Origin of the sequence: Pseudomonas gingeri (genome assembly GCF_013385425.1) — a bacterium.
GTDB classification, from domain to species: Bacteria; Pseudomonadota; Gammaproteobacteria; order Pseudomonadales; family Pseudomonadaceae; genus Aquipseudomonas; species Aquipseudomonas gingeri_D.
The window spans coordinates 245,045-257,625 of the sequence record NZ_JACAQA010000007.1 but is presented as its reverse complement, the minus strand read 5'-3'; the positions used below and the strand labels follow the sequence as shown (position 1 = coordinate 257,625).

Below are 12,581 nucleotides of genomic sequence, written 5' to 3'. Positions count from 1 at the left end.
GCCGGCTCACGCTTGGGGTTCCGTGGCATGGGTGGTGACGAGCTGCAGCAGCAGCGTGTGAGCGTGGTCTAACTCAAAGGTATCAACCGCAGTCCGCAAAGCTTGGACTTGCGCACGTTCGCCGAGACTTTCCAGGCCCGTGCACACCTTCTCCAGTACCGCATCGTTCAATTCACTGTGCTCAAAGCATGTCAGCAGAGTCTGCATGTGGGCGAGGAGTTCGGGCTCCAGCATGGGCGGTTGAGGTACTTTGTTATCGACGACGAGTGCCTCACTGGCCTGTAGCTCCTTGGCGGCTGACTGCAGCAAGAGGCGCAGTTGGGTGATTTGCGGTCGTGCTTCCTCGCGCCATCCTGTCCTGACCATGTCCTCCAGTGTGCTGGCCAACTCAGTCACGGCCGGTAGGGCAAGATTACCCGCTGCGCCGTGAATGCTATGGAGACTGAGCAGTGTCGCCTCCCAATCAACTGAGCGCTCTGCTTCATCCGGGAGTGGATGGTTGACCGCCGTTGCGCTCAGGAACTGCTCAAGCGCTTTGGCCAATCTCGTTTTACTGCCCCATAGCGAGGTGCCGGCTATCCAATCGATCAGCAGGGATGGCGGTGCGGTTCGACCCTGCTCGCGGGAGGACGAGGGGCGACGTTCGAGGTTCAGCACCTGCGCGATCTCATCGAATAACCGTGGCGCGTCCAGTGGCTTTACGGCAAAGCCGTCCATTCCGGCCTGGCGTGCGGTTTTCCGGTCCTCGGCCATCACGCTGGCGGTAAGCGCAATGACGGGGGTGTGAGGGCGAGAGTGGGTGCGTTCGTACTGGCGGATCAGCCGAGTGGCTTGCAGGCCGTCGGTGCGAGGCATATGGACATCCATCAGCACCAGGTCGAAGTGTTCAGTCCTGAATTTCTCTACCGCCTCATCCCCATCATGAGCCATCACGATGGTGTGTCCGCCGGCGCCCAGTGTCAGTGTCAGGAGCTCCAGGTTTTGGGCGACGTCGTCGGCGATCAGGATCTTCAGGGGCGGCAGTGCCTGATGGTAGGTCGTGGGTTTAAGGGCCGCCGGTTTTTGTCCGATGGGCAGGGGCAGCAGCACGTGGAAGGTGCTACCGCATCCGAGCGCGCTTTCGACCTCGATGCGGCCGCTCATCTGCTCGACCAACTGGCGCGCGATCGTGGTGCCTAACCCCGTGCCACCGAAACGACGGCTGATGGAAGCATCGGCCTGCGTAAACGGTGCAAATATCGACTCGGCCTGCTGGGGCGTCATACCGATGCCCGTGTCCTTGACCTTCACATGCACACCGTCGGGCTCATGGCTGAACGAGATATCGACGCGACCGTGTTCAGTGAACTTGATGGCATTGCCGACCAGGTTGGTCAGTATCTGCAGGATGCGCAGCGGATCGCCGCGGAAATATTCATTCATGTCGCTCGGGTAGTGCGTGGAGAGGGTCAGGTGCTTGGCGTGTGCCCCCAGTCGCAGGGAGGACTCGATCTGCAGTGCCAGACCTTTGAGCGAGAAATCTATGGCCTCAAGTGCCAAGCTGCCATGTTCCATCTTCGAGGTGTCGAGGATGTCGTTGATCAACCCGAGCAGGGATCTTGATGATTGCCGTACGGTGTTCAGATGGTTGCGTTGGATCGATGTCAGATCCCCCTGCAACAGGAGCTCGGTGAAGCCGATGATGGAGTTCATCGGCGTGCGGATTTCGTGGCTCATATTGGCCAGAAAGGTACTTTTGGCCGTGGCCGCGCGTTCGGCCCGTTCAGCGGTCTCGCGCAGCGATGCCTCCAGTGTATGGCGTTCGGTGATGTCGGTCACGAAACCGACGAACAGCAACTCGTTGGGCAGATCAACACGGCCGACGGCCAGACGCATCGGCATCAGGCTACCGTCTTTGCGCAAGCCCATGACTTCTCGACCTATTCCGATGATCTTCGGTGTGCCGGATGTCTGGTAATTGTGGAGGTAACTGTCATGCCGAGACTGGTCGGGTTCGGGCATCAGCATCTTGATGTTACGGCCGAAGACTTCCTCGGCCGTCCAGCCGAACAGCCGTTCCGCCGAGTGGTTGAAGCTCTGGATCAATCCATGGCTGTCGATGGTGATGATGCCGTCGACGGCGGTGTCGAGGATGGCACGCATGCGTGACTTGCTGTCCTCGATCTTGAGATTGTTTTCCTCCATCGTCTGGTACAGCTTGCGTGAGTGCATCAGTCCATTGAGCGCAAATACCAGCACAGTCACCGTGACGGTGAAGGTGGAAAGCGCAAACGAGGCGAAGGTCGCGTTGATCAGTACGCTGGCGGTGGCGTTGTCCGGGGTGCCGATGAAGCGTACGGCGGCCATGCCGGTGTAGTGCATGCCGGCGATCGCCGAGCCCATGAAGGTGCCACTGATCAGTAACCGCCTGATTGAGTTGAGCGCGGTGTGTTGCAGCCCGTAACTCACCCACAGCGCAAACACCGCGAGGCTGATGGCCAGCAAGATAGAGAGGGCAAAGGTGAGGGGGTCATAGCGCATCTGCAACGATGTTTGCATCGCGGCCATCCCGATGTAATGCATCGTGCCAATGCCCAAACCCACCAGGGTGCCGCTCATGACCAGGTGCGGCAGCGTCACTTCACGCCTTGTCAGCATCAGCAAGGCGAACCAGGACGCCACGCAGGCGGGTAGCAGGGAGAGCAGGGTCAGGGCGGTGGCGTAGTTGACGTGGGTGTGGAGGTCGAATGACAGCATGCCGATGAAGTGCATGGTCCAGATGCCGCCACCCAAGGCGATTGCGCCAGTGCTGATGGCGACGTGCCGATACCAGGCGTTTTCAGCTTTGCGCGCGATCTGTGCGGTTTGCAACGACATCGTCGCCGAAAAGATCGACACCAGAATCGAGAGCAGCACCAGGCCCGAATTGTGGGAACCGTGCACATAGGGCATATCGATTGACGTGTCGATGAAAAAGGCTTTTAACCCTTCCATATGGTGTTCATCTCTTTGTAAGGAGGGTCATCGATTCCATGAGAAGGCGTCCATGGGAAGCCGTTCATTGGATTCGCCTTTTTCGAGGCGCAAGTAGCAACTTCCTGTGTCGGCGACCTCTTTAAGTTCTTGAATGCTTTTCGAGTGGGAAGACTCACCTTGAAGCGAGGATGCGCTCGCCAGGGGGATGCAACTGATCGGTTTGCTTTTCCTGCTGATCAGCTCGGCAGTCTGCATCTTCCTCCCTCATCACTCTGTTGCTGCAGCGATCCACGACTACTTGTATCCTTGTTCAAGAAAAGGACGAATGGCTGCCGCTATTGCCTTGGTCCAATAGTCGCTGAAACGGAAAACCGGACTTTCCATAAGGTTGTAATGTGAAGCGTGATACCCATCTGGTTGTGCTTTTGCTGTTGGTTATCGGTTGCTCCCTGGCATCACTGACGGTCTGGAAGGTGTTGGCCTCTCGAGATCGAGCGCTGGAAGAAGTGAACGTCCATGGCTTGAACCTTACCCAGGCGCTTGCTACTTATTCCGAAGGCATCGTCCGCCAAAGCTCGCTGCTTTTGCTCGGGCTGGTCGAACGGCTGGAAACCGAAGGTAGCGGGCCTGCGCAGATTCAACGGCTGAGTGCATTGGTCAGCCGCCAGGAGCCGCTGATGCCACAGCTCAGTAGTATTGCGATCTACGATAATCAGGGGCGCTGGTTGATGTCCTCCAACCGGCCGATTCCAGTCGGGGCGAACAGTACTGATCGTGCCTATTTCATTCATCACCGTGACGATCCATCCCGTGAGATCTTTATCGGTCCGCCAATCCAGAGCCGATCTAATCAGGAATGGGTGATCACCGTCAGCCGCCGTTTCAATAATCCTCACGGTGCCTTTGCCGGGGTAGTGGCGGTCACCTTGGGGATCGAAAACTTCCTGCGGTTGTTTGGAACGATCGACCTAGGGCAGGAGGGCGCTATCGGCTTGTCCTATACCGACGGTACGTTGCTGGTTCGCTATCCTTTCCGTGAGCAGGACATGGGACGCAACTTTTCCAAGTCGCCCATCTATGCAAAGTATCTTGTCGATCGATCAGTCGGCACTGCGTCGTTTACCTCCAGTCTGGACGGCGTGGAGCGGCTCTACGCTTTCCGAAAGAGTGACCGGCTGCCGCTGATAACGACTGTGGCACTAGGCAAGCGCGAAGCCCTCGCCGCGTGGCGAACGGAGGCACTGCTGTCGGCGGTGGTGGTGACGGGGTTGTTGGGGCTCACCGGTGTTATCGGCTGGTTCTTGATCCTGGATATCCGTCGGCGAACCCAGGCGGAAGATCAGTTGCGTGGAGCTCAGCAACAGTTGCTCTCATCGAATCGGCAGCTTGAGTTGCTCGCGATGAAGGATGCCCTGACCGGTTTGGCAAATCGGCGCTGCTTTGATGAGAGCCTCGCCATGGAGGCTCGGCGAGCACAGCGTGAGGGTACGACGCTGGCATTGATGATGATCGATATCGACTACTTCAAGCGCTTTAACGACTCGTTCGGGCATGTGGCAGGAGACGCATGCCTGCAGACGGTTGGCAGAATCTTCGAGGCGTGCGTAAGGCGACCGTCAGATCTGGTGGCACGTTATGGCGGAGAGGAGATGGGCATCATCATGCCTGACACCGACAGTGACGGTGCCGCGGTGGTGGCGCAACTTATCCTCGACCGTTTGAAGCAAGAAAACATTGCGCACAACACCAGCCCATTCGGACGGCTGAGTGTGAGCATTGGGATTGCCACAGCCACGGGGTCTCAACTGGACCATTTGCAAGGGTTGATTGAGGTGGCAGATCAGGCTCTCTATAACGCCAAGGCGTTCGGACGTAACCAGTTTGTGAGTGGCGGGTTGTGATCTGATTGATACAACAGGGCTATATGGAAAATGAAAGTGAAAATATTATTCATCGCGTCGCTGGGCATTTTATCGCTCATTCAAGCATCACTGTCTTTTGCGGATAACGCCAATGGAAAAAATCTCTATTCACAGAGATGTGCCATGTGCCACGGAGCAGATCTCAAGGGAACAGGACCATTGGCTAATAAAAGCAATCCTCCTGCACCTGACCTCACAACATCCGTTTTCAAAAAACGACTAAATGATTATCCGGGCGTTATTGTGTCATCGATAATACTTCGTCCAAATGGAGACTTGATTCCAAAAACGTTGCGAGAGAATGGTGTAAAACTATCGCCATTCGCTTGGAAGGTTCAGGATTTTCGCGATTTAAATCAATATATGAAGGGTGTAATTTCAAAAAGTCGATGATTTTTAGAGGTTGAAGACGGATCGCTCACTTAGGTGTGTTTGCCATTGGCTTACCGAGATCCGTCTAGCCGCTCTAGCTGACAGCATGCCTGCTGGCGCGGACATAATAATTATCAAACTCACCACTTTCGACGAACTCAAAGCCATGACGAATGTAAAAGCGATTTGAGGCGCTTTCTTTGAGGGCCCCCACCTTAATTGAACGCCCGTTCTCATCAGCTTCTCTGAAAATTTGGGTGAGCACTTCAGAGCCTATTCCCGTCCCTTGAGCGCCAGGTATCACGTACAAGTGGTCAAGCAGAAGCTCGCGCTGATGGTCTTTGATGACTACAAAACCGACCAGATCACCACACACCTCCACACGGCGTGTACTGTTCGCGTCGAAACCATCGAGAAACCGTTCTCGCGCACGCTCAGGATCAAATCGTCCAACCCGCTCAAGGCTTTCGCGCATGGCTTCAATCCGGATAGCTACCAGATCTTCCAGGTCGCTGCTGGACGCAGGGCATAAAATGACAGGGGATTTTCGATTTGAAGAAACTGGCATAACTAACACTCTCGCTATGGCGGGTGACTCATCATAGAGAATACGAGTCGCATAACCAGCCCAAGTCACTCAATCCGCACCCTCTCACCCTGGGACCAGACACCTAGAGCGATTGCGCCAGGAACTCGCTGATCACACCAAGCACTTGCTGCTGGATCAGCGCCCGCGGGCGGCCCCCATCACCATCCCGGCAGATGATCCCGTCACCGGGGTCGTTTTGCTCAATCAGTTGCACAGCGTCCGGTTTGCAGGGGGCCATGAAGCTGAAGTGGGTGGCGTCGCTGATTTCCAGGTAGCGCACTGACGCTTGAGGCAGGCGCCTGGCCAAGTCCGCTGACTCCAACCTTGCCGGCAGTTCTTCCGAGGGCCAACCAGCGGCAATCACCAGTACTGGTCGGTGCAGGTCTGCAAGGCTTTTATCGGTGAAGCCTCGGGACAGGCCGAGGTCCAATGAAACGATGGCGGCCACGCGCGGGTCGCTTAAATTACTCGACAAGCGCTGCCGGGATTCGGCGGTGGCCCCGGCCTGAATATCTTGATAAACCTTGCAGCCGGCAAGTACAGGATGAGCCGTGCAGTCCTCGGCAAAGCGTTGCGGATCCTGCGTGTGGGGACCCCGGCGTTTACGTACGGCCAATAAAATCGATCAGAGAACAGGCTGCATCCAGCCGACACGCTGTCATCAAGCTCCCGGCCGATAGACTTTTCATTCTCCGGTGGCTGGGCCGTCTGTCGCAGATCGTAGCAGCTGGTTCAGCCAGCTGACCATCAGACGGGTAGAAAGCGGCTCACCCTGGCCTGCAACAGTTCGATCAGTTCAGGCGCCATCATGTAGCCGAAGCTCGTCCGCTAGAACCAGGTTTCCATTTGCACCCCCAGTTGCCAGACGCCTCCAGACCTGAAGCCCTTCTGGCCGAAATCATCGGTTGAGCTGAAGTTATCGAGGTTCCTCGACCAGTTCATATAGGTGGCGAACAGGCGCAATTCAGGGCGGGTGAAGAAGTCGCCGGTTTGCAGCTTGAAGGTGGGCGCCAAGGTGAGTTTCCAATAGTCGCCGTCGGCTGTATGGCGGCCGGCATAGCCCCGCGCATCCAGGTCCATGGTCTGCCAGCTCAGCTCATATTGCATTTCGAAGTTGCGGCTCAGTTCATTGGCCAATCGCACGTTGAGCGTCAAGTAGCGATAGTCGTCGCCGGGGACATAGCGATCCTGGCTATGTTCGGCAATCAGGGTCGGTGCGATGCGCCAATCGTCATTCAGGCGAGTATGACCATAGAGTGCCAGCCGCAACGTCTGGGCCTGCTCAAGCAAGTCGCCATCGGCGCCAATGTTGTTGACCTCCGCTCCCAGTCCTTTGCCGTACAGCAACGCGGCTTTGAAATAGCCTTCACGACCGAAAAAGTCTGGTCGATGGTAGGCGAACAGGCCATGGGAGCCGCTTTCGGCAGGGCTGAACCCCGCCGCATTCAGCCGGGTGCCGCCGTCCATCAGCCTGGCGTCGTTCTGGCTTGAAGTAATACCATTGAGCATGAGCTGCCAGCGACCATCATCGAAAAATTGGTTGAGGGTCGCGACATAGCTCCGGATGTCCTTGTTTTCCTCTGTACCGAAATCACCGTAGGAACGGCTCATCAGGGAGGCATTGATGCGCCAGTTATCGGCAAGGCGGACGTCGTAGATCCCGCCACCGGTCCCGGCCAGGAACACAATGCCCCGGTCAAGCCAATGGATGTCGTAATTGTCTCGATCAAAGCGCTTGCCGGCCCATAAGGTCGCGTCGCGCAGCATGGGGGTGTTCTGGAATGACGCCAGATGGCTGAGCTCGGCATAGGACTGGCGCACATTGAGCGAGCTTTGCGCCGCGGTCCAATCGTTGGGGGTTTCCACACCGTCCGCGATCTCAAACAGGTACTTGGAGCGCGTGCCGTTATCGGCTTGGCTTTGCTTCGAGAATTTCGCCTCTGCGTAGGTGTCCACCTCATTGCCAAGGCGCCCAACCGACCCACCAATCGATCCGGCGGGGGTGATGTTGGGGCCGCCCCGACCGGCGCCACCGCCATCGGTCATCATCCCGGAACGGGCATACGCGCTAAAGGAGAAACCTTGCGCGACGTCCTGGATCGAATCAACCGAAGAGGCGAGGGGCGAGGTGCGCTGCTCCATGGACTGCTGGCGTGTTTCAATCCCGGCGACTCTCTCGCCTGGAGGTAATTGCGTTGTCGTGGGTGACGCGGCATTGACGGCGAGCTGACTCTTGAGGCGCTCGACCTCCCTGTGCAATTGGGCAACGTCGGTTTCAGCCGTCGCTGCCCGCTTCTCGGCGGTGGCGGTCCTGGCTTCCAACTGAGCGAGACGCTCCTCAACGGTCAAGGCTGGTTCGGCAAGCAGGTTGGTGGTTGAAAAAAGCAGGGCAAAGATACCCAGAAGCGGCGTATTACGCATGCTGACCCTCTTGTTTTTGTATTGGGGCACTACACACCTTTCAAACGAGTCCTTGTCCCTGGTCGAGTAGGCATTTGCGAGAGATCGCAAGTGTTCCTGGAGTCGCCGGCAGCGCGGCTTTTACCCAGTTTGCGTATCGCGATATCACCGGCAGTTGCACTCAACCCACTTGACAACGAGCCCGTCCAGGACGCGTAATGTGTTGCGATGTTAACGTTAACTAAAATAAAAACAAGAGGACTGTTCCATGTCGATCTCAATGAAACGTGAGTACTGGCTCATCAGTGGTTTGCTGTATTTCTTCTTCTTCTCGTGGTCATCCAGCTACTCGCTGTTCTCGATCTGGCTGCATCGAGTCATCGGCCTGAATGGCACGGAAATCGGCTTTGTTTTCGCGGCCAACGCCATTGCGGCGCTGCTGATTCAGCCGTTCTATGGCGCGCTGCAGGATCGGCTTGGCCTGTCGAAAAAACTGCTGGTGTGGATTGGCATCCTGCTCTGCGCGGCGGCCCCGTTTGCGATTTACGTATATGCCCACCTGCTGGCTCAGAACGTGGTGTTGGGGGCTTTGGTCGGAGCGGCTTTTCTGGCCTTGGCCATGCTCGCGGGCGTGGGCGTGATCGAGTCCTACACGGAGCGATTGTCGCGTCACGCGGGCCTTGAGTTCGGGACCACCAGAATGTGGGGTTCGCTGGGCTGGGCCAGCGCGACGGGTGTGGTTGGCGTGGTCTTCAACATTGACCCGGATATCGCGTTTTACCTGAGCAGCGCTGCCGGCGTTGCGTTCTTGTTGATCCTCTCCAGGCTGGATTTGAGCCGCTTCAGTCAACCCGGCGTAGCCGGAAAGGGGGCAGCGATGCCCGTGCGCGTGCACGATCTCTGGAAGTTGCTGAGGCTACCGCGTTTTTGGGCATTCAGCTTGTACCTGACCGGTGTGTGCGGGATCTACATGATCTACGAACAACAGTTTCCGGTGTATTTCTCCTCTTTCTTCCCGACCCCGGAGGAGGGCACCCGTGCTTATGGCTACCTGAATTCATCGCAGGTGCTGCTTGAGGCCGTATTGATGTTGTTCGCGCCATGGGTGGTCAGCCGTACAGGCGCCAAGTACGGACTGATTCTGGCGGGCAGCATCATGTTCGTCCGGATTCTGGGCTCCGGGCTGGCCATGCAGGCTTGGACCGTCGCCGCCTGCAAGATGTTGCATGCGTTGGAAGTGCCCATCCTCCTGGTTTCGGTATTCAAGTACATATCGCTCAACTTCGATTCGCGCCTGTCCGCCTCGATCTATCTGGTGGGCTTCCAGTTCGCCCAGCAATTGACCGCGATGCTGCTTTCGCCTCTGGTGGGCTACGGCTACGACCATGTCGGTTTCTCGAGTGTTTACGTGCTGATGGCTGGCCTGGTCGGCGGGTGCCTGCTGCTGTCATGGACCTTGTTGCGCACCGATCCAGCCGGCACCTCTTCTCCCGCCAAGGTTACCGAACCGCTGGAGCTTCCGGCCATTGTTCAATCCGCCACTCGTTACGAACCCTAGTAAGGATCACACCATGCACGCTGCACTGCTGGATGAAGCGCATCGCGCCATCGAAAGAACAATACCCGAACGCGGCGATGACTATCGCCTCGGCTATCACCTGTCGCCTCCGGCGGGATGGATGAATGATCCGAACGGGCTGGTCCATTTTCGCGGTGAATACCATGTGTTCTACCAGCACCACCCATACTCTGCGCACTGGGGCCCGATGTACTGGGGGCATGCCAAGAGCCGCGACCTGGTGCATTGGGAGCATTTGCCCATCGCCTTGGCGCCCAGTGATAGCTACGATCGGGACGGGTGTTTTTCAGGATCGGCGGTGGTCATGGATGACAGGCTTTATCTGGTCTACACCGGGCACACCTGGTTGGGTGTTTCGGGGGATGACCGGAACATCCGCCAGGTCCAATGCCTGGCCAGCAGCACAGATGGCCTCTCGTTCACGAAACACGGGCCGGTGATCGAGACGGCACCGGATCCGGACATCATGCATTTCCGTGACCCCAAGGTCTGGCGGCAAGGCGAGCAATGGTGGATGGCCCTGGGGGCGCGCCAGGGAGACGACCCGCAGTTGCTGCTTTATCGCTCCGAAGACCTGCACCACTGGCAATACCTGGGCTGCGCCCTGAAAGGTGTTTGCGAGTCGGACGGCTACATGTGGGAGTGTCCGGATCTGTTCGAGCTCGGCGGGTGCGACGTCTTTCTCTATTCGCCGCAAGGTTTGAAACCCGACGGCTACGATAACTGGAACAAGTTCCAGAACAGCTATCGGCTGGGCCAATTGGATGACCGCGGGCATTTGAGCGAGTGCGGCAAGCTGTACGAGCTTGACCACGGTCACGATTTTTATGCCGCACAGACACTGCTGGCGCCAGACGGGCGACGTTTGCTTTGGGCGTGGATGGATATGTGGGACAGCCCGATGCCGAGCCAGGCGCAACACTGGTGCGGCGCGCTTTCGTTGCCGCGCGAGTTGAGTCGCGACGGTGAACGGTTGCGCATGCGCCCGGCCCGAGAACTGAAAGCGCTACGGCAAGCCAGGCGAACGCTGCAGATCGGCGTGATCGAATCACGCTATTGCTCACTGGATGTTCGCGGTGCACTGCTGGAGTTTGAACTCGAACTGGACCTCGCGGGTAGCACCGCCGAGCGCTTTGGCCTGGCGCTGCGCTGCAGTGAAGACCAGCAAGAACGCACATTGCTGTACTTCGATGCCATGGCCCGACGTTTGGTGCTCGACAGGCAATGCTCGGGCGCCGGCGTAAGCGGTGTTCGTAGCGTACCGGTGGCGCCAGGGCAGCAGCAGATCGCCCTGCGGGTCTTTCTTGATCGCTCGTCCATCGAGGTGTTCGTCGACGATGGCACCTATAGCCTGACCAGTCGGATTTACCCACGGCCCGACAGCCTCGCCGTCAGTGCATTCGCGGTCAATGGGGCAGGGCGGTTCGGGGAAACTGCTGTCTGGGATCTCGCCGATCTGCGGCTCTGATGACAGCGGATGTGCCATGGGTGCCGCCGGCCGCCGGTCATGGTGTTGTTATGCATTTACCAAGCATGACATGATGCCCGGCCAGACAAGCAATGGCACCCGCGAATGGCTTCAGTTAAAGATGTCGCACGGCTGGCGGGGGTTTCCTTCATGACCGTTTCCAGGGCACTCAACACCCCGGAAAAACTGAACCAGGAAACCCTGGCGAAGGTTCGTCAAGCGATTGAGACCCTGGGTTATGTGCCCAGCCTTTCAGCTCGCAAGATCCGTGGTGGTCACTCCAGTGGCAAGACCATTGGCGTCTTCGCGCTTGATACCGCGACAACGCCCTTCGCCGTGGAAATGCTCCTTTCAATGGAGCGCACGGCACGGGAAAACGGCTGGAACGTTTTCATCCTCAACGTGTTCGAAGCGCCGCCGAACCAGCAAACCATCGATCTGATGCTGTCGCATCAGCCCGACGGAATCATCTTCAGCGCCATGCAGTTACGCACGGTCGAAATCCCCCAGGTATTGCGCAGCCTGCCTCTGGTACTGAGCAACTGCATCAGTTCGCAAGCTGGCGTTGCGTGCTACATACCGGACGATGAAGAGGGTCAGTATCTGGCGGTAAAAAACGCATTGAAGCGAGGCTACCGGCGTCCGCTGTGCATCAGCCTGCCGCAAAGCAGCCTGGCCTGGGAGTGGCGTCAGCGCGGGTTGGTTCGCGCCCTCGCCGAGGTCCGCCTGTCGGTCGACGATATTCCCCAATACAACCTGTCGACCGATGATGCCTATCAGGAAACAATGGTCGCGCTGGAGCTGCAATTGCGCGGCCCGGATAGCAAGCCGGCGTTTGACCTGCTTATCTGTGGTAACGACCGGATTGCGCTGGTCGCCTATCAATACCTGCTCAGCCGTGGCCTGCGTATTCCAGAGGATGTGGCGGTCCTTGGCTACGACAACATGATCGGGGTGGCCGAGTTGTTCTATCCGCCGCTGAGTACCGTGCAACTACCGTACTACGAGATGGGGCGCCGTGCCGCCGAGCATGTGATTCAAGGCCGGGACGACCCTTCGACTCACAGGGTTGCATGCCCGCTCGTCGAGCGTGAGTCCTGGTGACGACGCTCATCTACGAAACGCCATATTTCCAGCCCAGCGCGCAATCCTGCGATCACTCATAAACCCTCGGAAAGCTGACCAGCCACGGCACCAAGCAGTGGTTGGTCAAGTTCGTTCAATTAAAAACAAATATCCCTATATATGGGATGAATAAATATATATTGAGATTTGTTTAAGCCAGGGTCTATAGTC

8 protein-coding genes and 1 pseudogene are annotated in these 12,581 nt (G+C 57.6%); 5 read left to right on the top strand and 4 right to left on the bottom strand.

Annotated features, from left to right (window positions below; all coding sequences use genetic code 11):
• Positions 1–6 precede the first annotated feature (6 nt).
• Positions 7–2,973: an MHYT domain-containing protein gene (locus HX830_RS13180; protein ID WP_177100620.1), complete on the bottom strand. Its 2,967-nt coding sequence runs from the start codon at positions 2,971–2,973 to the stop codon at positions 7–9.
• Positions 2,974–3,350: 377 nt separating this feature from the next.
• On the opposite strand from HX830_RS13180, the gene HX830_RS13175 reads away from it, so the two are divergent.
• Complete coding sequence (locus HX830_RS13175; protein ID WP_177100618.1) at positions 3,351–4,856, top strand: diguanylate cyclase; 1,506 nt, start codon at positions 3,351–3,353, stop codon at positions 4,854–4,856.
• A gap of 30 nt (positions 4,857–4,886) precedes the next feature.
• Positions 4,887–5,270, top strand: a complete 384-nt coding sequence (locus tag HX830_RS13170) for a c-type cytochrome (RefSeq protein WP_152740353.1) — start codon at positions 4,887–4,889, stop codon at positions 5,268–5,270.
• 73 nt (positions 5,271–5,343) lie between these two features.
• Here the strand turns inward: HX830_RS13170 and HX830_RS13165 are convergent, their stop codons facing one another.
• The 3 genes and pseudogenes from HX830_RS13165 to HX830_RS13155 form a co-directional block, all read right to left on the bottom strand.
• A complete protein-coding gene (locus HX830_RS13165) occupies positions 5,344–5,817 on the bottom strand; it encodes a GNAT family N-acetyltransferase (RefSeq protein WP_177100616.1) in 474 nt (157 codons plus the stop codon).
• A gap of 103 nt (positions 5,818–5,920) precedes the next feature.
• Positions 5,921–6,418: pseudogene (locus HX830_RS13160) on the bottom strand (alpha/beta hydrolase family protein); the annotation flags it as partial.
• Between the two features lie 248 nt (positions 6,419–6,666).
• Complete coding sequence (locus tag HX830_RS13155) at positions 6,667–8,259, bottom strand: carbohydrate porin (RefSeq protein WP_177100614.1); 1,593 nt, start codon at positions 8,257–8,259, stop codon at positions 6,667–6,669.
• Positions 8,260–8,506: 247 nt separating this feature from the next.
• Here HX830_RS13155 and HX830_RS13150 point away from each other — a divergent pair, with 247 nt between their 5' ends.
• The 3 genes from HX830_RS13150 to HX830_RS13140 all read left to right on the top strand — a co-directional run bounded on the left by HX830_RS13150 (position 8,507) and on the right by HX830_RS13140 (position 12,389).
• Positions 8,507–9,796 (top strand): MFS transporter, encoded by a 1,290-nt coding sequence (locus HX830_RS13150; RefSeq protein ID WP_177100612.1) that lies wholly within the window; start codon positions 8,507–8,509, stop codon positions 9,794–9,796.
• 13 nt (positions 9,797–9,809) lie between these two features.
• Positions 9,810–11,285: a glycoside hydrolase family 32 protein gene (locus HX830_RS13145; protein ID WP_177100611.1), complete on the top strand. Its 1,476-nt coding sequence runs from the start codon at positions 9,810–9,812 to the stop codon at positions 11,283–11,285.
• Positions 11,286–11,390: 105 nt separating this feature from the next.
• The gene (locus HX830_RS13140; protein ID WP_152740358.1) at positions 11,391–12,389 is read left to right on the top strand and encodes a LacI family DNA-binding transcriptional regulator; all 999 of its coding nucleotides are present in this window, start codon (positions 11,391–11,393) and stop codon (positions 12,387–12,389) included.
• Positions 12,390–12,581: the final 192 nt, after the last annotated feature.